The 25,715-nt window shown below is 40.8% G+C and carries 11 protein-coding genes; all 11 read left to right on the forward strand.

Annotation, left to right across the window (positions count from 1 at the left end):
* Positions 1–383 precede the first annotated feature (383 nt).
* The 11 genes from A9P82_RS12165 (at position 384) to A9P82_RS12215 (ending at position 25,674) form a co-directional block, all read left to right on the forward strand.
* Positions 384–3,560: a SusC/RagA family TonB-linked outer membrane protein gene (locus A9P82_RS12165; protein WP_066208210.1), complete on the forward strand. Its 3,177-nt coding sequence runs from the start codon at positions 384–386 to the stop codon at positions 3,558–3,560.
* 93 nt (positions 3,561–3,653) lie between these two features.
* Positions 3,654–5,558, forward strand: a complete 1,905-nt coding sequence (locus tag A9P82_RS12170) for a RagB/SusD family nutrient uptake outer membrane protein (protein ID WP_066208212.1) — start codon at positions 3,654–3,656, stop codon at positions 5,556–5,558.
* 231 nt (positions 5,559–5,789) lie between these two features.
* A complete protein-coding gene (locus A9P82_RS12175) occupies positions 5,790–6,521 on the forward strand; it encodes a DUF3823 domain-containing protein (RefSeq protein WP_066208214.1) in 732 nt (243 codons plus the stop codon).
* A 42-nt stretch (positions 6,522–6,563) separates the two neighbouring features.
* The gene (locus A9P82_RS12180; RefSeq protein ID WP_066208218.1) at positions 6,564–8,897 is read left to right on the forward strand and encodes a glycoside hydrolase family 31 protein; all 2,334 of its coding nucleotides are present in this window, start codon (positions 6,564–6,566) and stop codon (positions 8,895–8,897) included.
* A 196-nt stretch (positions 8,898–9,093) separates the two neighbouring features.
* Positions 9,094–10,101, forward strand: coding sequence for a family 43 glycosylhydrolase (locus A9P82_RS12185; RefSeq protein WP_066208221.1), 1,008 nt, complete (start codon positions 9,094–9,096; stop codon positions 10,099–10,101).
* Between the two features lie 11 nt (positions 10,102–10,112).
* Positions 10,113–12,986 carry a glycoside hydrolase family 3 N-terminal domain-containing protein gene (locus tag A9P82_RS12190; protein WP_066208223.1) on the forward strand — a complete coding sequence of 958 codons (2,874 nt, stop codon included), beginning with the start codon at positions 10,113–10,115 and terminating at the stop codon, positions 12,984–12,986.
* On the forward strand, positions 12,983–15,241 hold the full coding sequence (locus tag A9P82_RS12195) for a glycosyl hydrolase family 95 catalytic domain-containing protein (RefSeq protein WP_066208225.1): 2,259 nt from the start codon (positions 12,983–12,985) through the stop codon (positions 15,239–15,241). The genes A9P82_RS12190 and A9P82_RS12195 overlap by 4 nt, the downstream gene beginning before the upstream one ends.
* The gene (locus A9P82_RS12200; RefSeq protein WP_197492168.1) at positions 15,241–17,925 is read left to right on the forward strand and encodes a glycosyl hydrolase 2 galactose-binding domain-containing protein; all 2,685 of its coding nucleotides are present in this window, start codon (positions 15,241–15,243) and stop codon (positions 17,923–17,925) included. Before A9P82_RS12195 ends, A9P82_RS12200 begins: the two co-directional genes overlap by 1 nt.
* Positions 17,926–18,111: 186 nt before the next feature.
* The gene (locus tag A9P82_RS12205) at positions 18,112–20,166 is read left to right on the forward strand and encodes an alpha/beta hydrolase domain-containing protein (protein ID WP_066208229.1); all 2,055 of its coding nucleotides are present in this window, start codon (positions 18,112–18,114) and stop codon (positions 20,164–20,166) included.
* A 12-nt stretch (positions 20,167–20,178) separates the two neighbouring features.
* Entirely contained in the window at positions 20,179–21,912 is a 1,734-nt protein-coding gene (locus A9P82_RS12210) for a family 43 glycosylhydrolase (RefSeq protein WP_082915336.1), read from the forward strand.
* Between the two features lie 156 nt (positions 21,913–22,068).
* Entirely contained in the window at positions 22,069–25,674 is a 3,606-nt protein-coding gene (locus tag A9P82_RS12215; RefSeq protein ID WP_066208230.1) for a glycoside hydrolase family 2 protein, read from the forward strand.
* Positions 25,675–25,715: the final 41 nt, after the last annotated feature.

The raw sequence follows: 25,715 nt of genomic DNA on the forward strand, positions 1-25,715 counted from the left end.
ATTGAGATTTAATTAAAAAAGCAGCATTTTTTAAAAATTAATTTCGTTTTAATCGTTTTTTAGTAAAAACGTTAACAAGCGTTAAGTTTTTTTGTAAAACTATTGTTCGTACTTGTAGTTAGCGACGAACCTAAATAGAGTAACTTAATTTTTATGATATCACAAAACGGTTGGTGCACCATTACTATTATTTTTCGATTTAATTGTAAAAATTCGAAAGAATATTATTCTACTGTTTTTTTGAAAAACTTTAAACTAATATTAGTATGTAAAAAAATATATAACAATACAGAACTCGGCAACCTTGTGCCGCCATAAGCATTATGTTTTTATTGAATAAGCTGAATTGGATTGAATGCATTTATAAAAATTTAAAATAGAATATGAAAAAAATATATTATCTCATCTTTATTCTCTTAGCCTTACCGTTTTATTCCCAGGCTCAGAATAATGTAATTAAAGGTCGAGTGATAGATTCTGCCACTAATAAGCCTATTGCTCAAGCGAGCGTTGTGTTGCAAACCGGAGATAAAAAATTTTCCGGGACACTCACAAATGAAAATGGAGAATATACAATAAAGACAAATGATTCGGCAAACGAAATTGTATTTTCTTATATTGGAATGAGTTCGGTTACGGAACAAATCAATAATCGTTCAGTAATCAATGCTAAATTAGTTGCGGGGCTAAGTTCATTGAACGATGTAGTTGTGGTTGGATACGGTACGCAGACAAAAGCAACCCTTACCGGCGCTGTTTCCAGTATATCCGGAAAAGAGTTGGTAACAACCAAGAATGAAAACGTTGTGAATATGCTTTCCGGTAAGATTCCCGGATTACGAATTACCCAAACGAGTAGCCGTCCCGGCGCGTACGAATCAAGTATCGATATTCGCGGTTTTGGTGCTAATCCGCTCGTAGTGGTAGATGGCGTGCCAAGAGATATCGGCTATTTTTCCCGCATGAATGCACAGGATATCGAAAGTGTTTCGGTATTGAAAGATGCTTCGGCGGCAGTATATGGTATGCGTTCTGATAACGGTGTTATTCTGGTAACTACCAAAAAAGGAACGAATACAGGGCATTACGATATACAATACACTGTCAACAGAGGGTGGCAGCAATTTTTACATGTACCTCATAATGTGGATGCTGTACAGTACATGACACTTGCCAATGAAAAGAAGTCGCATAATTTCGCAAACTTTCTTGATTACAGCAATCCGAATAACCTTGCCTTTTTGCCTTCTCAGTTTACGCCGTATTTGGACGGTTCTAAACAATCTACCGATTGGTACGATGCTGTTTTTGTAAATACAGCTCCACAGGTTCAGCACAATTTAACCATAAACGGAGGTACCAACAAACTCAGGTTTTATTTTGACTTGGGCTATCAAAGCCAGCAAAGTTCTTTGAGGTCTGGCGATATGAATTACCATAAATGGGACTTCCGCTCAAATGTGGATGCGGAAATTATGAAAGGGTTACATGCTACAGTATCAATAGACGGTTATATGGATCAGCAGTATCAGCCTAACACCGACATTTGGGCTATTTATAAAGATGTGTGGATAGAAAGACCCGATGCAGATATATATGCCAACGGTGATCCGACCAAGCTGAATTTTTATCAAATCAAAAGCGACAACCCGATAGCAATGACTGATGCCGATATGACGGGTTACAGCAAATACATCAACCGGGAATTTAATGGCAGAGCGTCACTTTCTTATGATATTCCAAAAGTAGATGGTTTAACAGCAAAAGCTATGTACTATTATCATTTCCATGAGAGTGACAATACCGACTACCACAAATCCTTTACCTTATACCAGTACGACTCTATCACAAATACGTATAGCACAAGTGTGCGTCATCAACCAACTGACGGTTCCGGCACTCTTGCGAATATACAGAGAGGTTATTACCCGAGTTATAGCGATTTGTTCCAGTTGTCTTTGAGCTATAAACACACTTTTTTAAATGTGCATAATATAGATGCCTTGGTTTTATTCGAAGATGCTTATGATAATTCGGACAATTTTTATGCTTCCCGCGACTTGACTTTAAATTCTGAATATTTATTTGCCGGAAGTGCTACCAATCAGATTGGTTTTCAGGATAAAAATGGGCTTGCAGACCATTCCAGCCACGCTTTAGTGGGCAAGTTAGATTACAACTTTAAGGGCAAATACCTGCTTGATTTTGGTTTTCGATACGACGGAGAATCAAGATTTCCTGCCGGAAAACGTTTTGGCTTTTTTCCGACTGTTTCGGCAGGCTGGAGACTCAGTGAAGAGTCTTTTATGAAAAAGAATTTACCTCAATTAACCAATTTGAAATTGAGAGCATCCTATGGAAAAACAGGGAATGACGGCACTGCAAATAACTACCCTGATATATATACAGGATATACTATTGATCCCAATAATGTTGGATATGTATTTAATGGCTCTTATATAGCCGGAGTATCTCCATTAGCTATTCCTAATCCTGATAAAACATGGATAACATCGAAAATGTTTGACGTAGGAATTGATGCAGAGTTGTGGCATGGTTTGCTTAGTGGTTCATTCGATTGGTTTAACCGGCACCGTGATGGGCTTCTTGCAACCGCTTCCGCTGTTATTCCGGGAACGGTTGGCGCATCGTTGCCGCAGCAGAACCTGAACAGCGACCGTACATTTGGCTATGAAGTGGTATTAACACACCGCAACACAATTGGACAATTGTCTTATAATGTAGGTGTTCAAATGTCTGCTACGCGTAATCGTAATGGATTTTTAATTGAATCGCCGGCAGGAAATTCTTATGACCAGTGGAGAAACCGTAACTCAAATCGTAATACCGGTATCTGGTGGGGACAAACCTATCTGGGGCAATTCCAAAGCTATGACCAGATTTACAATTATCCGGTTGCTATCGGAGCTGGCGGTGCGGTACCGGGCGACTATTATTACGAAGACTGGAACGGAGATGGCGTAATAGACGGTAACGACGTGCACCCGATAGCCACTTATGGTTTACCTCTGTACAATTACGGGATTACATTAGGCGCATCCTGGAAAGATATTGATTTGAGTATGACATTCCAAGGAGCAAAAGGAGTATACTACAAATATACTGAAACGTTAGCAGAGCCTCTTTCCTTTGGTGATGCGGGCACAATGACACAATTCTGGGACAGATGGCATCCTGCAGACCCTAATGCAGATATTTACGATCCGTCAACTGTATGGGTTCCGGGTTATTATGCTTATACCGGTACGCTGCCCGGTGCCGGCGGCGCCAGTAGCACTTTTGAAGTCCAAAATGCTTCTTATTTAAGAATGAAAACGATAGAACTGGGTTATACCTTACCACAATCTCTTTTGAAACATATAGGCATCAAAGAATTAAGGATTTATGTCAGCGGGTACAACCTGCTTACTTTTACCGGTTTACACGATATGGATCCTGAACATCCCGGTGGGGAAGGCGGTGCTGTTGGTAATAGTGTAGATACTTATAAATATCCGATTAATAAAACCTATAATATAGGAGCATCTGTCAGATTTTAAAAACGGAATGGTTAAATTTTTCAATATTCTGTTTGAGAGAAATCGAATGGTTATAAAACAGATGTAATGTTCTAAAATGTAAATTAAATACAAATGAAAAAGATAAAATATTTATTGTTATTCGGGTCTGTCATGCTGGCAATAGCATCTTGCCACAAATTAGACCTTCCCCCAAAGGGTATTTTGGATGATGCGGCATTACTTGGCAGCGAAGATGGAGTTAAAACTTATCTTGCCGATGCTTATATGCATTTGCCGATAGAAGATTTCAGTTATTATGTAGACCAGGGTTTTAAGTACGGAAACAATGATTGGGATGCTTCCAAATCATGGCTGATGGGTATCGATGGTGAAGCGGTAGGCTGGGAAGGCGGCGTCAATGGTGGCGGTTTCGGTTACTGGCCTTATGACAAAATACGCGAAATTAATAATATGTTAGAAAAGTTTCCGGCCTATAAATCAAATTTTACGGAGGACGTCTATAATTCGTTGTTGGGTGAAGCGCATTTTCTACGGGCTTTTTACTATTTCGGATTGGTAAAACGTTACGGAGGCGTGCCTATTATTGATACTGTGTTAAGCCCAACCGCAGACTCTGCATCCTTAGCCGTATCGCGTGCTACGGAATCAGATTGTTATAAGTTCATTCAGTCTGATCTGCAATTTGCAATGGATAATATGGCTGCCACATCGGAATTAGGGCGAGCCAATAAATTCGCAGCAGCAGCGTTGATGTCGAGAGCTATGTTATATGCGGCTACTATTGCCAAATATGGAAGTTATACAACTTCATCGCCCGATCCGGCTGCCAAAGCAGGCTATGTTGGCATCCCGGCAAGCGAAGCGCAGGACTTCTTTACGGCTGCATACAATGCCGCTGATTTCTTTGATACGCAAAATAGTCCGTACGAATTGGTGGGCGAAAATGCAGCAGATAAAGAGCAGAATTATGTTGATTTATTTTTAAATGATAAGTCGGCAGAGAATATTCTTATAAGACAATATGTTGCCGGGAATAATTTGTTTTATCATAGTTATGATGGCAGCGTATCGCCTGCCGGAGACTTTTCCAACTGGCCGGGTTCCGAAGCGTATCCGTCGTTAGAATCGGTAGAATTGTTTCAAAAATTGCCGATTGAGAATGCAGACGGAACACCTCGCCGTTACGATGATAAAAACCAACTATTTCAACAAGGACTTGAGCCTCGTCTGCTGGCAACCGTGTATTTCTCGGGTATGACATTGAGGGGTAAAACATTCGATGTAAAACGCGGATTCTACCGTACATATAACGGAACAATGGCGGATGCTCAGGATGGTGTTGGAACAGCTCCGATCAATAGTCCCAGTAATAGAACGATAGCTACTGCTCGTTATCAAACGGATCCTGCACTCAATGGAGGAGCTGTTGCCGGTTTACACGGAATGTGGGGCGGCATTGAAAATAATACCGTTACCGGTTTCTTTATCAGGAAATATGTGAACTATAATATGACCCAGGCGCAGGCTGCGGGCAACAGCTCTTACCAATCCTGGATTGTTTTCCGTTATGCGGAAATATTGCTGAATAAAGCTGAGGCGGCGTATGAGCTGGGAAAAAAACAGGAAGCGTATGATTTAATTGCCAGGATACGCAATAGGGCAGGCGCTACTGTATGGACACCGAAAGCGGCACCGGCTTCTGTATATGTCATCAACGGCCAGACGGTTGATGAGAATTTACAATTCATACGTGACGAACGCGGAAGAGAGCTGATGTTTGAAAACCAGCGTTGGTGGGACCTTCGCCGTTGGAGAGTTGCAGATAAAGTGCTTAACCAGACACGGCTACACGGCTTAATGCCTTATTACGTATTGAATGAAAAAAAGTACATCTTTATCAGGGAATATAATACAGATGGTAAAACATATACTTTCAACGTACGCGATTACTATGAGCCGATACCGGGCGGCGAAATCAACAAAGACCCTAATTTGATACAAAATCCTATTTATTAAATATAAATTAAAATTAATATGAAATGAGCCATAAGAACTTTGCCTACCCAAAGTGATGATTATTTGGCGAAACGAAGTTCGGCGAAGCCAATTCCATCTGACCATTAAAAAACAATAAAAAAAATAAACAGATGAAATATCCATGAGCGAATAAATCGCACACCCGAACGCAAATGATTATATTTTAATTCATAAATAATTAAAAATCAAAAACTTAAAAAATATAAACAGATGAAAAATATATTTCTCATTTTCAGCGTGCTGTCTTTTGGGATACTCTCCTCTTGTATGAAGACGGACAATTATGCCGCGCCCGACGCAACTTTTAGCGGGAATGTGATTGATAGTATAACAGGAAAGCCTTTCCTTACATCGCAAGGCGAAGCCCACATCAGAATATGGGAAGTGAGTTATAAAGACAACCCAACTCCTCAGGATATTCCCATTAAACAAGACGGAACATTTAACGATACTAAACTGTTCAGCGCTACTTACGACATGCAGCCTTATGGCGGTGCCTTTTGGCCCACGCAACGGGATTCGGCAATCAAGCTCAATAAATCGTTGCAAAAAGACTTCAAAGTAGTACCGTATTTATATGTTGTAGATGTAAACTCCCAATTAGACGACAGCACACTGCATCTTACTTGTAGATTAAAAGCGCCTATTACGCAAAACCTTCCGCAGGTATTGGACATAAGACCTTTTATAAGCCTGACCCAATTTGTCGGAAATAATTCTACCATAAGCGAATATCAACAGGATAAGTACAAGATAAATGTTAACAGCAACTGGGGAGACGGTGTCGGGGATATGACTACGGGCGAAGGATTTACCACCTACGCATTACCTGCTTTACCTCTTAGAAAAGGAAGAACTTATTATGTGCGTGTAGGTGTTCGGGTAGAAGATACTTATCAGCAATATAACTATTCAGATATAATAACAATACAAGTTCCGTAGTGATAATGTTGTCATTATTGTATCAATAAAATCAAAAACATAATGAAATATTTCTCGGTTCTTTCTTTGATTATTTTTCAAATTCAATTACTACGCGCGCAGGAAATAAAATATGTTTTAAATAATGAAACAACCGAGATAAAATTTCTCAGCAACAATACAGCGCATATTCTCAAATATCAGGGAACGCACGCGCCGGTAAAAAATGATTTGATTGTATTAAACATTCAAGATGCAGGTTTGAAAACGTCGGTAAAAAAAACAGACACTTCATTGATAATTCAATCATCTGTATTAATGATTGAACTGAATAAAAGTAACGGAATAATAAGTTTTTTTGACAAGAACAAAAATCGATTGCTTGCCGAAAATAAGACGGAGCAACAGTTTCAGAAGATTGACGATTCGGTTATGCATATTTCACAATCGTTCAGTCTTTCTTCCGGCGAAGCTGTTTATGGTTTGGGACAACATCAAAACGGAAAGATGAGCCAACGTAACCAAACCATTTTGCTGAAGCAAAGGAATATGGATATTGCTGTTCCGTTTTTACAATCGACAAAAGGTTACGGCATTTATTGGAACAATTATTCCGCAACCATTTATTCCGATAAACAAAATGTAATGAACCTCACATCGGAAGCCGGAAATTGCGTTGATTATTACTTTATCGCAGGCAAAAATGCAGATGAAATAATCGATAATTACAGAAAACTCACGGGCAAAGCTCCTATGTTTCCGCTATGGAGTTTCGGTTACATTCAAAGCCGTGAACGCTATCAAAGCCAGGAAGAAGTTGTAGATGTTGTAAGAAAATACAGAGCGTTGAAAGTGCCGATAGATGCTGTGGTGCAGGATTGGCAATATTGGGGAAGTGATAGTCATAACTGGAATTCTGTTCAGTTTGACAATCCCAATTATCCAAATCCTGCTGCGATGATTGACAGCGTTCATGCAATGAATGCAAAAATCATGATTTCTGTTTGGCCATCATTCGGGGAAAAATCTGCGATTTACAAAGAGATGGAACAAAAGCATTTTTTGTTTGATTTTCCAACATTTCCCGTGAACAACGGTGTAAAAGTGTATGATGCGTTTAATCCGCAGGCGCGCGATGTTTATTGGAAATACATGAACAGGAATTTATTTTCCAAAGGCATCGACGGTTGGTGGCTCGATGCGACCGAACCTGAACAACAGAAAACAGATAACACGCACGAACCCGATACATTCAATACTTCTGTGATAAAAAATGCAATTACTTATTTCGGGAATTACAAAACTTACAATAATGCTTTTCCTTTTGAATCGGTAAGCGGCGTGTATCACAATCAAAGAAATACCACGTCTGACAAGCGTGTATTTATTCTTACGCGTTCTGCATTTGCGGGACAACAAAGAGCATCGAGCATGGTCTGGTCGGGCGATATTACGGCGAGCTGGCAAACGCTGAAAGACCAGATTCCTGCGGCGTTGAATTATTCACTTTCGGGAATGCCTTATTGGAATGCAGATATCGGCGGATTTTTTTCGGGAACAAATTATCCGAAAGGCAATAAAGATTTGTTATATCAGGAATTATATTTAAGGTGGCTGCAATTTGGCGTATTCACAGCCATGATGCGCTCGCATGGAACAAATACACCGAGAGAAATTTATCAGTTTGGAAAGCCCGGCGATGTTGCGTTTGATGTCATCAGAAAATATATTGGTTTGCGTTACAGGCTCGAACCGTATATTTATTCTGCTGCGTGGGCTGTTACTTCTCAAAATGCTTCCTTGATGCGCGCGTTGATTATGGATTATCCGCAGGATAAAAATGTATATGATTTAGGAACTGAATATTTATTCGGCAATTCAATTTTAGTGGCGCCTGTAACCGATTCAATCTTTGCAAAAAACGCTTCGGCTTTAGATACTGTTTCAACTGTAACTACAAAAATTTATTTGCCCGAAGGCGATTGGTATAGCTTTAATACAAACGAAAAAATTGCAGGCGGGCAATGGATTAATCAATCATCAACATTGTCGCAAATGCCTTTGTTTGTAAAAGCCGGTTCAATTGTTCCCTTGGCAAATGAAGCGCAGTATTCTTCCATTCAGAATTTTAAAACGCTTGAAATAAATGTCTATCCGGGCAAAGATGCAACGTTTGAGTTGTATGAAGATGAAGGCGACAATTACAATTATGAAAAAGGAAAATACAGCATCATCAAATTTAATTGGAACGATAAAAACAGAACACTTACAATAGATGCCGGAAAAGGCAGTTTCAATGGAATGCCGAAGCATCATTTTTTTAAAATCAATGTTGTTGAATTGAATAAAAAGAAAGCTGTTGAATACAACAACGCAGAAATGGTTGTGCAGTTTTAATGCGCTTTAAACCCGGATTTCCTTTCTTTTTTGAGAAATTAATTACGCAGTTAAGCAAAAATTATGTTGCCTGTTAATGTGCGAAAAGTTATTTGGCCAAATAACTTTTCTTGGGCGGCATGACAGATAAAAAGAAAGCAATTATTAATAGAAAATTTTGTCATGTATAAAAACACTTACTCTAAAATTTAAAATTATGTATTTATCAAATTCATCCAGAAAAGTAAACGTAACAAGAAAAGAAATCAAATGGTCAATCGTTACAATCATTGTACTGTTCATCGGGCTGCTGAGTAATAAAACATATGCGCAAGGCAATCCGATTATCCGCGACATTTATTCCGCCGACCCGTCGGCGCACGTGTGGAAAGACGGTCGTTTATATGTTTATCCTTCGCACGATGTAGCGCCGCCGAGAGGTTGTGATTTGATGGATAAATATCATGTTTATTCTACCGATGATATGGTTCATTGGCGCGACGAAGGACAAATACTGGAATCAAGTCAGGTACCTTGGGGAAGAAAAGAAGGCGGCTTTATGTGGGCGCCCGATTGCGCTTATAAAAACGGAACATATTATTACTATTTTCCGCATCCGAGCGGAACGGAGTGGAATAAGACTTGGAAAATAGGCGTAGCTACAAGCAAGTATCCTGCAAAAGATTTCAAAGTGCAAGGTTACATAAAAGGGCTTGACCCAATGATTGACCCATGCGTGTTTGTGGATGATGATGGCCAGGCATATTTCTATTATGGCGGCGGCGGAAAATGTATGGGCGGAAAATTGAAAGACAACATGATGGAAATCGATGGGGCAATGCAGCCGATGCAAGGCTTGCACGATTTTCATGAAGCAAGCTGGGTACACAAATACAAAGGCATGTATTATCTATCTTATTCGGATAATCATGATTCATCAGGGCATCACAACCGTATGTGTTATGCGGTAAGCAAAAGTCCTTTGGGACCTTGGACGTACAAAGGAATTTACATTGACCCGACCGACAGTTATACCGACCATGGTTCTATTGTGGAATACAAAGGTCAATGGTACGCATTTTACCATACAAGCGTTTTATCGGGCAACGATTGGTTACGTTCTGTGTGTGTAGATAAATTGTATTACAATCCCGATGGGACAATTAAACCGGTAATTTTAACGCAGGACAAAAGCGCCAAGTTTGACCCGGATTACAATAAATAAAAACTCAGTAAATGGCAGGGAAAAAAGGTATTATTTTATTCTTCGCATGGATATTTTCAACTTTGTTTTTGCGCGCAAATGCTCAAAGAAATTTTATTTCTGCAACGGCTTCGGTCAATAGTACGCAGGCATTTTTGGCTGCGGACAATAATGTGAAAACAGGATGGACGTTAAACAAAAATGATTTGTCAGATAATCAGTATTTGCAGCTTGCTTTATCCAAGCCGGGAAATATAGATGCGCTGCAATTTTCGGTTAAAGGAATCTCTTCGCAGGCATTGCAGAAATTGTTAGACATATATGTAACTTATGACCCTGCAAATCCGGGCGAAGCAGTTAACTATACTGTCAGCAATCGGAATAATAATATCGTTTTTTCTTTCAAGCCGAAATATGGCGCACATGTGAAACTGACTTTCAAAGGCGGTATCGCAAACACTTCATTTACTATCAATGAAATTACAACAGCGTATGCAACAGACGCAGTAACAACGGCAGGCAATGGAGATTTAAAAAATCAAACATGGATGAATGCTTCGTTACCGATTGCGCAGCGTGTAAAGGATTTGCTCGCAGCAATGACGCCTGCCGATAAAATGGAGCTTTTGCGCGAAGGCTGGGGCATTCCGGGCATTCCGCGTTTAGGCATTCCTTTCGTGAATAAAGTGGAAGCTATTCATGGTTTTTCTTACGGTAGCGGGGCAACTATTTTTCCGCAATCCATTGCGCTTGCCGCCACCTGGGATAAAAATCTGGTGGAAAAAGTTGGCGAAACAATCGGCGATGAAACGGCAAGCGCGCATACAGCGCAGGCTTGGTCGCCGGTATTGGATGTAGCGCAAGACCCGCGCTGGGGGCGTTGCGAAGAAACGTATGGCGAAGACCCGGTGCTGGTTTCAGATATTGGCGGCGCGTGGATTGAAGGTATGGAATCGAAAGGCATTATGGTAACGCCCAAACATTTTGCAGCGCATGGCGCACCGCTTGGCGGGCGAGATTCGCATAGTATCGGTTTATCCGAAAGGGAGCTTCGCGAAATTCATTTAGTGCCTTTTCGCGAAGCGGTGGAAAAATATCATGCAGATGCTATCATGGTTAATTATTCTACCATTAACGGTGAGCCGAGCGCTAAAAGCAAATGGTTGCTGAAAGATGTTTTAAGAGATGAATGGGGCTTTAAAGGTTTTGTGGTAAGCGATTGCGGCGCTATCGGCAATCTCACAAGTCGCAAACATTATGTGGCAAAAGATGTGGTGGAAGCGGCGAATGAAGCTTTAGCCGCAGGCGTTGCCACCAATTGCGGCGACACGTATAACAATCCTGAAGTAATAGCTGCCGCAAAAGACGGAAGAATAAATATGGATAACCTGAATTTTACTTGCGCTACTTTATTATCCACCATGTTCAGAAAAGGACTGTTTGAACACAATCCTTCAAAGCCGCTGAACTGGCACATCACTTATCCCGGTTGGAGAAGCCCCGAACACAAAGCAATGGCAAGAAAAGCGGAAGACGAAGCCATTGTATTATTGAAGAATGATAGTAACGTTTTGCCGCTTAAGAAAACACTCAGTTCAATTGCCGTAATTGGTCCCGGCGCAGATGATTTACAGCCCGGCGATTATACTGCAGCATTGCAACCGGGTCAATTGATTTCTGTTTTATCGGGAATAAAAAATGCTGTAAGTGCCGGCACGAAAGTGTTGTACCAAAAAGGCTGTGAATTTTGGGGAACGGACAGCCTGAATATTGATGGCGCGGTGAACATAGCAAAGCAGGCGGATGTTGCTGTTCTTGTTTTGGGCGATTGCTCTACAAGCGAAGCCGTGCATGGCATTAAAAAAACTTCGGGCGAAGCCAATGATTATGCTTCTTTGATTTTATCCGGCGAGCAGGAAAAATTACTGGAAGCCATATGCGAAACAGGCAAACCCGTTGTATTGATTTTACAATCCGGACGCCCTTATAATTTATCTTATGCATCGAAGCATTGCAAGGCTATTTTGGTCAACTGGCTGCCCGGCGAAGAGGGTGGTCCCGCAACGGCAGATGTATTGTTCGGCGATTACAATCCTGCGGGTCGCCTGCCGATGACTTTTCCGCAAAGCGCGGCGCAGCTTCCTTTGTACTACAATTTCAAGCCATCGGGCAGAGGCTATAATTATGTGGATATGAGCTTTTATCCGTTGTATTCTTTTGGCTATGGTTTGAGTTATACCACGTTTGAATATTCCGATTTGCAAACTTCTATCGAAGAAAACGGCATCGTGGACGTGAGCGCTAAAGTCCGCAATACGGGAATGCTTGCGGGCGATGAAGTAGCACAGTTATACATCACGGAGATGTATTCAAGCGTGGATACAAGAGTAATGCAGTTGAAAAATTTTACAAGAATCCATTTGCAGCCCGGAGAAACAAAAACGGTTTCGTTTAAGCTCACGCCTTATGATTTATCGTTGCTGAATGTGGATATGGACAGAGTGGTTGAGCCCGGAACATTCAAGATTATGGTCGGCGGCAGAAGCCCTTTGTTTGTTGCCGACGATAAAATAAAAAACAGCGTGGGCTATCGTTCTTCCGCCGAAGGTGTGAACGATACGATTGATTATCAGAAAGCATTTGCTGCGGATTTTATGATATCAAAAGGCGGTTTTGAAAATGATTCTATTACCGGAAAAAAGCAATTGTATGTGAATGTAAAAAATGCGGGCAACATTACGGATGCCGATAAAATCAGTATGTATATCGATGGCAAATATGTTGATGAACATCATTTTGAAATAAAGCCGGGCGAAAGCAAAAAGGTCGATTTCAATTTTGATTATCCAAATGCAAAGACCGTTGTATTTACGACAAAGCATAAAAACCTCATAGTAAATTTATGAGCAGGCATACACATAGCAAAACAGTCTTTTTAGCATTATTGTTTTTAATGTTGTCTATTGATTTGTCTGCGCAAAAAGAAGGCATATCTAAAATTTATCCTACAACATACAAAGACTGGGCAAATGGTTTTTTGTCCGGCAACGGCAAAATGGGCATCATCGTTTTCGGCAATCCGTTGAACGAAACGGTGGTGTATAATGACCGCTATTTCAACCTTGCAAAAACTAAAGACCGCAGCTTCGCCCAAGTGAGCAAAGAAGATTTGCAAAAAATAAAAGAGCTGTGCGCTGAAGGCAAGTTTGGCGAAGCAGATACGCTTGCCACGGTATCGGCGCATTACAGCGGCGGCGGCGATGGCAACATACATCCCGGTTACGAAATGAAAATCCATATTGATTCGTCGGGGAAAATTTCCAACTATGAAAGAGTCTGCAATTTCCGCACAGGAGAAATTATTGTGAAATGGCACGACAACCGCGGCGATTGGCAGAGAAAATCTTTTGTATCCAGAAAAGATAATGTAGTGGTACAATCAATAACGGCGCCTACAAATGCAAAGCTGAATTGTACTTTGTTACTGAATACAAACGCTGACATGGGTTTTCCGAAAGGCATGGATTTTATGAATGTTTCTGATGCGGATTACTTAAACTTTCGCGCAAAATATCCGGAAGGAACGGGCGACGTAGGTTACGAAGGTGCTACGCGCGTGATTGTTCATGGCGGAAAAAAATATATGGAAGGAAATGTGCTGCACATTGTGAATGCACAATCGGTGTTGTTGCTTACGCGCACAAAAAAATATTACACAGATTGCGAAGCACAGTGGAATAAAAAATTGCTTCAAAAAGAATTGCAAAACATTCCTGCCAATTACAACACCTTATTACAAGGGCAAATTGAAACGCACGAAAAAATATTCGACAGGGTGCAGTTCAGTTTAAACGCTAATCCTGCCGATGAATTAAAAACCAATGAAGCATTGCTTGCGGAACAAAGAAATTCTCCCGATGCTGTCAAAGCATTGTGGGAACGGATTTTTTATGCAGGCAGGTATTATTTTTTATCGTCTTCCGATTCCATTAATCCGCCCGATTTGTTAGGCATTTGGGCGGGCGATTGCAGCGCCGGCTGGGGCGGTTATTATCATTTGGATGCCAATCTGAATTTGCAGGTTGCGGGCGGCAATATCGGTAATATGCCGGAGTGTATGGAAGGTTATTTTTCGCTGAATGAAGCGTGGCGGAAAGATTTTGAAATCAATGCAACAAAACTGCTGGGCTGTCGCGGCATGGTGGCTGCGGGGAATACGCCCGGAAGGACTTCGGGACTGATGGCGAACATCAACTATTATTATCCTTATCAATATGCAACGGGCGAAGAAGGCTGGCTGCTATACCCGTTTTGGGAACATTACATGATAACCGGCGACAAGAAATTTTTGCGGGAGCAACTGTATCCTTTGTTGAAAGATATGGGTTATTTCTATGAAGATTTTTTGAAGCTAAAAGACAGCACTGGGCATTATATTTTTGCCGGTTCGGTTTCTCCCGAAAACCAGCCGTCTAATCTTCATGTGTCGTTGTTGAACAATTCTTTGTTCGATATTTCGGGAGCAAAATTTTGCCTTTCCACTTTGCTTAAAACCTGCAATATTCTAGGATTACAGCAATCCGAAATGAGTGAAATAAAAAAGTGGACAAAAATATTACAACTGCTTCCGCCGTACCTGATTAATAACTATGAAAATGCCGGGCATGGAATTTTACACAGCGCGCTTATTGCTGCCAACCTAAAAAATTCCGAAGCCGTTTACCATAAACTTTTACGTTTAACCAAAGAAGATTTTTATTTCAATAGTTTGGCTACGGCTCATTATCCTAATCATAGAACTTTTTGTACAGATGTATGCAACACGGTGCCTGCTATTTTTATGGAAATGCTGGTGGGTTCGGATTCGGGAACATTGGAGCTTTTACCTGCATTGCCGGAGTATTTAAGTAGCGGAAGCATCGCCGGAATAAAAGGCAGAAATCGCGTAACCGTGCAGCAATTAAATTGGAATATGCAAACGCATGAAGTGAACTGTGTTTTGGTTTCTGATGTAAACCAAACGATAAGTTTAATCTTTAGGAAAGGAATTAAAAACATCGTTTCAAATGCTCATGTTTCTCCTTCTCCATTGAAAAATAATATGGCAAGAAAAATACGATTGAAAAAAGCAAAACAGGTGCATATTAAAATATCATTTTAATGAACTCAAATTCAAGAATAGTAATGTTTAGCTTATATAAGAAAATAGGATTTTTATTTTGTGTATTATTTCTGTCTGTAGTAGCAAAGGCGCAGCAGCCTTATGTCCTTTCTTCGGGATGGATGTTGAGTGATTCCGCAAAAATTCAACAAACCGGGAGCGATATTTCTTCCTTACATTTTCATACGGATAATTGGTACAAAGCAACGGTTCCGGGAACGGTTTTGACTTCTTTGGTAAACGATAAAGTTTATCCCGAACCTTTGTATGGCGAGAATAACAGACCCGATAAAATAAGCGATAGCCTTTGCCGGACTTCGTATTGGTACAGGACTGTTTTTATTACGCCGGAGAATTATACCGGCAAGCAGATATGGCTGAATTTCGACGGTATTAATTATGCTGCGCAGGTTTGGGTTAATGGTCATCAGGTCGGAGAAATCAAAGGCGCTTTTGCGCGCGGTATTTTTGACGTTACCAAATTTGTAAAACCCGGAAAGAAAGCTGTGCTGGCGGTTTTGGTATCGCCGCAGCCGCATCCCGGCGTGCCGGAAGAGCAAACGATTAAAAACGGAGTAGGCAGCAACGGCGGCATTTCGGCAATTGACGGACCTACGTTTTTATGCTCCATGGGTTGGGACTGGATTCCTGCTATTCGTGATAGAAATACAGGCATTTGGCAAAAGGTTTTTCTTTCTGCATCAGGAGCAGTACAAATACAAAATCCATACATTACGACAGACGTTTCTATTCCCGATTTGAAAACGGCTGATGTGCATATTGAAACAACTTTAAGCAACACAAGCAATGCAACTCAAACGGGAATTTTAAAAGGTACTTTCGGCAATGTTTCTTTTGAGAAAAAAATTACAGTTGAAGGCGATGCTAATAAATTAATTGTATTCAATTCCGCAGATTTTTCGCAATTGCATTTAATTAATCCGAAATTGTGGTGGCCCAATGGATTCGGCGCACAAAACCTGTATCATCTTACATTGAGTTTTACCATCAACGGCAAAACATCTGATGTTTATCAAACCGATTTCGGTGTCAGAAAAATTACTTATTCTGTTCCTGATGCGGATAACCTGACGGTTTCAGTGAACGGTGTAAAAGTGATGTGCAAAGGCGGCGACTGGGGCATGGACGAAGCGATGAAACGTATTCCAAAAGCAAGATTGGAAACGCAGATAAGAATGCATGCGCTGGCAAATTATACCATGATTCGCAACTGGGTAGGACAAAGTACGAGCGAAGATTTTTACGATTTATGCGACAAGTACGGCATCATGCTGTGGGACGAATTTTTTCAGCCAAATCCCGGCGATGGACCCAATCCGACCGACACGGCATTATATCTGGCGAATGTAAAAGAAAAAATATTGCGCTTTCGCAATCATCCTTCCATCGCTATTTGGTGCGGGCGCAACGAAGGTTATCCGCCCAAAAATATTGACAGTGCGCTGCGCAAAATGATGAAAATACTTGACCCCGCGCGTTTGTATCAGCCAAGCTCAACGGCGGGCAGAGGTGTTAATTCGGGCGGACCTTACCATTGGCAGCCGCCTGCGAATTATTACAATTTCGGCGAAGCGTTTAAAACGGAAATAGGCAGCGTTTCCGTGCCTACGCTTCAATCTGTTCACGACATGATGCCGCAAAAAGATTGGGAAGTAATTAATGATGATTGGGCGGAACATGACTTTGCCAACGGCGCGCAAGATGGTTTGGGCTATAGAAAAATGCTTGGTAAAAGATATGGTAAAGTTATTAATCTTGCGGACTTTGTAAGAAAGGCGCAGCTCGCCAATTACGAAGCCTTCCGTGCTTTGTACGAAGGGCGCAATGCAAAATTATTCGCGCCGTGCACGGGTGTGCTTACATGGATGAGCAATCCTGCGCAGCCGAGTTTTGTATGGCAGATTTATTCCCACGATTTAGAGCCGAATGCTTCTCTATTTGCTGCTAAAGAAGCTTGTGAGCCAGTCCATATCCAGTTAAATGAAAAAACACATGAAGTGCAGGTCATCAACAATCTGCCGAATGCAATCAAAGGTAACGCTTATTTGCAGGTGTATAATTTGGACAGTAAACAAATTTACACGCAGCAATTTGCTGTGAATGCTTTGCCGTCTGCGGCTATAACACTGGATTCGGTAAATTGGCTGAAACCCTTGCCCGATGTTTTTTTTGTAAAACTGGAATTGAAAGATAATGACGGTAAATTACTTTCGGATAATTTTTACTGGCAGGCAAATAAAACACATCCGAATGACCTTACAAGTCTTAATCAATTGCCTTTTGCAACGCTGAATTTAACGGTAAAGAGAACGGATGAAAACGGAAAATGTTTGTTGAAAGTTACAGTACATAACAATAGTAAATCCATTGCATTGATGGCTCACTTGCAGTTGCACGGGCAAAAATCGGATAAGCGTATTCTGCCTGTGTTTTATTCCGGTAATTATATTTCATTAATTCCGAATGAATCGCGAACAGTAACGATAGAAGCGGATTTGAAAGACTTGCACGGCGAAAAGCCTTTGATAAAAGTTGATGGTTGGAATGTAGGCGTCAAGCCTTTTGAAAATGCAACCGTTGCCGTTGAATTGAATAAAGAATCGCAGGTAAGTTCCTGGGCAAAAACAGGATTGCCGATTGATTATGGTGTTGCAGAAAAATAATTAAAAATCGATAGTCTTCGCAGTAGTGAAAACGAAACATTGAACGACATTTAATTTTATACGATTATGAATTTTAATATAGACGAAAAATCTTTGTGCCTCAATTACTCTGTGTATTCTCTGTGTGAAATTTCTTTTAGTCTATTTGGTATTTCACTTTCGTATTAGAACTATTAAACTCAAATTATGTTTTTTCTTTGTATAAATTTATGCAGTACCAGATGCGCGAAGCGACTATTAATTTCGTTATTATGTTGCTTTGCCTTTATAGTTGCACGCGCAGGTGTTATCCGCATCAAAATCACAAAAATCGAATCCCCGACTTTCGATGGAAGAACATTCGGTACAGTCGGCGCGTATGAAAAAATTATAGGAAAAGTTTATTGCGAAGTCAATCCTTTATCTCCGAAAAATTCCTGTATCACAGATATTGAATATGCGCCAAAAAACAAGGATGGCATGGTTGAATATTCAATGGACTTTTATATTTTAAAACCTGTTGATGAATGCAAAGGCAATCACAAGCTTTTCTTTGAAATAAATAATCGCGGCGGCAAAGCGTTTGGTGGGTTTAATGAAAGCGGCGGTGGTAATAATCCCACAACTTCAAAAGATGCCGGCAATGCTTTTTTGATGAAGCAAGGTTATACGATTGCATGGTGTGGCTGGGATATTTCTGCCGGTCATATCAATAATAATTTAACGATTCAGGTGCCTGTTGCAAAGAATAAAGACGGTTCGTCTATAACAGGCCAGTCTTATGAATATATCTGTTTTGATAATCCGAATGCACAAACCTACGACTTACATTATGCTGCGGAAACGTTGGATAAAACAAAAGCTACGCTTACCGTAAAGAAACATTTGAACGATGCCGCAACGGATGTTCCTTCCGACCAATGGGAATATATAAATGATAAAAAGATTGCTTTGCTCCCGAAAGGAACGCCGTTTAAGCAATCATTCATTTATGAATTTCGATATACGGCGAAAGACCCGTTGGTAGCGGGTTTGAGCTTGGCGGCGACAAGGGATTTCGTTTCTTTTCTTCGGTATGCAAAAGCAGATAATTTCGGTAATCCGAATCCTTTGGCAGGAGATATTCAATATACTTTCAGTTATGGCGTTTCGCAATCTGCGCGGTATATCAACGACTTTCAGACTTTGGGTTTTAATGAAGATGAACAAGGAAGACGTGTTTTTGACGGCATCGAAAATTGGTTAGGCGGCGGCGATGGCGTTGGCATCAATTATCGTTTTGCGCAGCCGGGCAGAACGGAACGCAACCGGCAGGAACATCTTTTTCCCGAAGGAATTTTTCCCTTTGCTTTTCCAAAGCTGAAAGATATTTACAGTAAGAAAATTGCAGGAAGATTGGATGGATATGCTTCTGCCAAAAATTATCCGAAAGATATTGAAGTTAATTCCGCAAATGAATATTGGAGTAAAGCGGCTTCCTTACTTCATTCTGATTTGAATGGGAATGATTTACCCGACCCGCCGAATGTACGTTTCTTTTTAATCTCCGGAATGCAGCATGGCACAGGCAATGGGAAAAGCAAAGGCGTTTGTCAGCAATTCCAAAATCCTACAAGAGCCGAACCGGTTTTGCGGGCGTTGTTTATGGATTTGGACAGTTGGGTTACAAAAAATATTGCGCCGCCAAACAGCATGGTGCCGCGCGTTGCAGACGGCACGGCCGCTTTTGCGAAAGCGGATAAAAATTCTTTTACGGGAAAAGTTCCGGCAAAAGAACTGGGCTGGAAAAATATTCCCGGCGTTACTTATACAGGATTGATAACCGTGCGCCATGTGATAGATTACGGCGCACAGTTCGGCAAGGGAATTATTTCAAAATATCCCGAGCGTCCGGGAAATAAAGCATATAAAAATTTTGTTTCCAAAGTGGACACGGACGATAATGAAATCGCCGGCATACATACGCCGCAAACTGCCGTTCCGCTTGGAACATACACCAGCTGGGCATTGCGCAGAAAAGGTTTTGCCGAAAATGACGGCGGCGAAGCATCGGGACAGTTTATTCCTTTTGCAAAAACAAAAGCGGAACGTTTGCAAACGCATGACCCTCGTCTTTCGCTTGAAGAAAGATACGGCACGCATGAAGGCTATGTCAATGCTGTAAAAAAAGCGGTTTCGTTGTTGGAAACCCAACGCTTGCTTTTAAAAGAAGATGGCGAGAGATATGTTGAAGATGCTGAAAAAAGTAGTATACTCAAATAATTATTTTTAGTTATGATAAAAAAAATTACAGGGTTTATTATATGCTTGATATTTTTTGCAGGAATGTTTGAATCTGTTCACGCGCAATCTGCAAAAACATTTTGCAACCCTGTTGATATACGTTATATGTTTCAGCCCGACGGCAAGTATCGTTCCGCCGCCGACCCGGCGATGGTTTTTTATAAAAACAAATATTGGCTGTTCGTCTCAAAGAATGATGGTTACTATGTTTCAGACGATTTGGTCAAATGGAAATATATAAAAGGACAAGGTTATCCTACGGAAATATTTGCCCCTGCTGTTGTGGTTATTCACGATAAGTTGTACCTGACAACAGGCGGCGGCGAAGGCGCAGGGACTTTTACAACAGACAATCCCGCTTCGGGAATATGGACAAGGGTTTCAAATCCTGACAGAGGACTTGCCGATCCTGCAACATTTTTAGACGATGACGGTAAATTGTATTTGTATGATGATTGCAGCGACAAAAATCCTATTCGGGTTACGCAATTGGACACAACAACTTTTCATTCCGTTTCCCCGGTTGTTGATTTATTTAAAGGCAATCCCGCCATGCACGGATGGGAAGTTCCCGGCGACAGCAGTGAACTGAAAAATAATGCACCCTGGGTTGAAGGCTCGTGGATGAATAAAATTAATGGTAAATATTATTTGCAGTACGCGGCGCCCGGCACACAATACAAAACTTACGGCGACGGTGTGTACGTTTCCGACAAGCCGGAAGGACCTTTTACTTATGCGCCATACAGCCCATTTTCTTTCAAGCCCACAGGTTTTGTTACAGGCACAGGTCATTCCTCTACTTTTAAAGACAGAAGCAATAATTACTGGCACGTCAGCACGCTCTCCATTTCCGTAAGGCATATGTTTGAACGAAGGGTCGGATTATTTCCGACAGGCGTCCTTGACGATGGGCAACTCGTTTGCAATACTTATCTCGGCGACTACCCGCAATATGCCGAAATGAAAGGAGAAAACGGTTGGAAAAATAATTTAACAGGATGGATGTTGCTGTCTTACGATAAGCCTGCAAAAGCATCTTCAGTTTTAGGAAAAAACGATAAACAAAACTTTGAAGTGTCTAATGCTTTTGATGAAAATATCCGCACATGGTGGAGTGCAAAAAGTGGTAAGAGCGGCGAATGGCTGGAAGTAGATTTGCAAAAGCAATGTCGTATTAACGCTATACAGGTAAATTTTGCCGACGAGGATGATACGATGCAAAATGGTTTTATTAAAGACGGCTATGGATATTATGTTCTCACATCGTCTGACGGAAAAACCTGGACTAAAATTATCGACCATAGGAAAGATTTTAGAGATGCGCCACACAATTACACGCAGTTGAACAAACCTGTAACAGCCCGTTATGTAAAAATCATCAATACCTATACGCCTGCCGGCGGAAAATTTTCGTTGTACGGTTTTCGGATATTTGGAAAAGCTCCCGGGAAAAATCCTGAAGTCGTTAAAAATGTTGTTGCCAAATTGAATCCTAAAGATAAACGCGAGGTAACCGTTTCATGGAAGCCTGTGTCTGATGCGGATTTTTATATTATCCGGTACGGAATTGCGCCCGGTAAATTGTGGAGTAATTACCAGGTTTATAAAACAACTTCTTATACGATTCGTTCTTTGAACATCGGTATGCCATATTATTTCACTGTTGATGCCGTAAACGGGCATGGTATTACAAAAGGACAAAATCTTATCAGGCTGCGGTAATTTATTCAGCAAGATAGTTGTTTCTTAGTTTCGTACGCTTGCTCAAAGAACAATGATAAACTAATACATACACTGAGGAGTCGTCTTTTAAATCGGGCTCTACAAAATATAAAACTTAGTTTGTAAAATAATTTTTCAATAAAGTAAACTTGACGAATGAAGAAGTTTTTAACAGGTGCATTTTTTCTTTTTGCTGCCACCGGATTATTTGCTCAAAACATTGAAACAAAATTTAATAACAATGAAATCTTTGACAAAATAGGAAAAGGTTTGTGTGTCGTTGAAAATGGCGAGCTGAAAACCAAAAATGCTTATGCCGCGTTCGGCGATATTTCATGGAAAAACTATCAATTCTCTTTTACGGCAACTACGCCTTCAACACAAAAAGAAGTGCAAATTTGGTCGGGCTTCCGCGCTGCCGACAGAGACGATAAATATGTGCTGGGTTTGAAAGGCGGCATTGAAAACGATTTGTATCTCGCACGGCTTGGTTATATGGGTGCTGACGATTACCTCGCCTTGCGGCACATAGATTTTCCGTTGAAAACAGGCATTGCTTACACCATAAAAATTCAGGTTGCCGGGCAACGCATTCGTGTATTTTTAAATAATGAAAAATTGCCGCGCATCGATATTGTTGATAAACACAATGAAAATAATCCTTCGGGAAAAATTATTCTTGGCGGTGGTTGGCTGGAAACCGATTTTCAGCATTTCTCTGTAAAGCCGCTTGCCGCAAATGCCTTGGATAATGTGCCAAGAGAAGAATATGCGCCTGTGCCTGTTGATAAAGAAAAATTAAGAAAAGCGCAGCGTGCATCTTATGCGCCTGTTGTTGTATCAAATATTAATGAAGCCCGAACGCAAATATCGCTTAACGGAAAATGGCTGTTCATGCCCGGTTACGAAGCAAAAAATGATGAAGCGGCAAAGCCTTCCAAGAGTGATAATCATTGGCACGTAATGCACGTGCCCGATTTCTGGAACCCTGATCACGTATGGCTTTTCGGCGAAATGTACGGCGATGTAAGTAAAGGCGTGTCGGACAGTTATTTTCAAAAAGAAGAAGACCGTTGCAATGCTTATACATTTGATTACAAAAAAACAAACATCGGCTGGTACAGGCAATGGGTTGAGTTGCCGCAATCCATTAAAGGAAAGCACATTGAACTTTCATTTGACGCGGTTTCAAAAGTGGCGGAAGTTTGGGTAAACGGTAAAAAAGCAGGAAACCATGTGGGAATGTTCGGCGCGTTTAATGTGGATGTTACCAAGTTGTTGAAACCCGGAAAAAATTTGATAGCCGTTAAAGTGTATCGTGATTATATCAAAAACATTCAGGATGCCGACAAGATTGTAGGCGTTGCTGTTTCCGAAGAAGTAACGCAAAAAATGCTGAAAGACTTACCGCATGGTTTTCTGGACGATGACCCTGCGGGAATATGGCAGCCGGTTTCGCTAATTATAACCAATCCTTTGCATATAACAGATGTATTTATCAAACCGAATTTGCAAGGAGCAGATTTTAATATTACGATAAAAAATTCTTCTTCATCACAGCAACAATTTTCTGTAAACACAGCAATTCATTCTATAGAAAATAATGGCTCTTTATTCAACGGAACGAATGTAAAATCATTGACGCTTCAACCGAATGAAGAAAGAATTTTCAGTTACTCGATTGATAATTTGCATCCGGAATTATGGTCGCCCGCTCATCCAAATCTGTATAATTTTCTTTTTTCGTTGACAGGAAATAATGATAAAACTGTTTATGATAATAAATTAATTCGCTCCGGGTTTAAAATATTCACGACAAAAAATGGCTATCTATATTTAAACGGAAAGCCTTACTGGCTGCGGGGTGCAAACCAAACAGCCATGCCGCTCGCACCCAATGATACGGCGCTTGCAAACAAGTTTACACAACTGATGCACGCCGGCAATATGGAAGTTACGCGCACGCACACGGTACCCTATACGGAAACGTGGATGGACGCCGCCGACAAATATGGCGCTGGCATTAGTTATGAAGGAACATGGCCCTGGCTGATGCTGGATAATTCGCCGATTCCGGACAAAAAACTGTTGGATATTTGGGCGAATGAATTTTATGACCTTATCAAAAAATACCGGAATCATCCGTCGTTGATGATTTGGACGATGAATAACGAAATGAAATTTTATGGCGGAGACCCTGATAAGGAAAGAGCCATGCAAAAAATGAAAATCATTTCCGATGTAGTAAGGCATATCCGGAAAATAGATTCCACACACGTTATATGTTTCGACTCCAATTATTTCCGTTGGGCTGCCACAAAGCGCTTTGGGCAAGCGTTTATGGACAGCATTGATGATGGAGATATTGACGATGTCCATCAATACACCAATTGGTATGACGATGATATTTTTTCTGAATTTAATGGTCGTTTTCAAAAGATTCATAAATATCCCGGTCGTCCTTTAATCAGCCAGGAAATGTCCACCGGCTATCCCGATGAAACGGGTCATTCAACGCGGTTTTATACATTGGTTCATCAAAATCCGTCATCGCTTGTAGGCAAGTTTGCTTACTCGTACAACGACCCGAAATATTTTATGACGAGTCAGTCATTTATTTCAAAAGAATTGGCGGAAGCCTTACGCAGATACAATCCTGAAGCATCGGGCGTATTGCATTTTTCTTTGGCAACGTGGTTCAGTAAAGTATATAGCGCAAGCGATATAAAGCCGCAGCTTACATATTACCGCATGAAAAAAGCATTGCAGCCGGTATTGGTTTCTGCGGAATTGTGGGGACGACATTTTTATGCGGGCGACACTTTGCCGTTGCGGGTTTGCGTTGTGAATGACGATGAGAATGCGCAAGATATTCCTGCCTCAACTTTGCAGTGGCAATTAACGGATAAAAACGGAAAAACATTTGCGCAAGGAACTGAAAATTTTCCTGCGGTAAAATATTACGGCAGGCAATGGATTTCTTTGGCAATAAATATTCCTGCAAATTTACCATCATCAAGAACTGACGGAAAATTGATTTTGAAACTTGTGAGCAATAATAAATTGCTTTCGGAAAACGATTATGATTTGTTGTTTGCAAGGCATGAATGGGCACGAGCATCAAATATTAGTAACATTGTTGTCTTGGATAAATCGGGAAAATTATTGCCTGTATTGAATGATTTGAAATTAAAATATACAACTGCAACATCTTTAACCGATGCACTTCAACATAAAGGCGTTCTTCTTTTATCGGGCTTCGATCAATCGAATACTTCACAAAGCGATATTGCATCGATTCGCAAATACATAGATGCAGGCGGCAAAGTTTTGATAACGGGAAAAGATGATATCGCTCCGCAAATTTTTCCGAAGGATATAAGAAATATTATTCCCGCCAATCCTCAGATTGTGAATATGGAAATTCCCGAATCGCCTGTGTTTAAAGGTTTGCAACCGTTGGATATTCGCTATTTTAATGATGATAAGAACGAAGCCCCTTCCGTTTGCTTTGGCGCATATCAAATCAACAGAAATGCAAATGTTGAAGCATTGGCTTCTTCCGTGAAGATACATGGTTATCTGAGCGGTTCGTTGCAGCGAAGGTCGGCAACGCTTGACAAAATCAAAGGCTTTCCGATAGTGCAAATAACGGAAGGCGAAGGCATGGCAATACTTTCAACAATGGAATTTGAAAAAGGAATAACCGACCCGGTTGCGGAAAAACTTTTGTCGAACATATTGGCATATCTGTCAAAATAGGAGATTAACTTTTTATAAAGAAATTAATAGCGGATTAGTAA

This window comes from Arachidicoccus sp. BS20 (assembly GCF_001659705.1).
Taxonomy (GTDB): domain Bacteria; phylum Bacteroidota; class Bacteroidia; order Chitinophagales; family Chitinophagaceae; genus Arachidicoccus.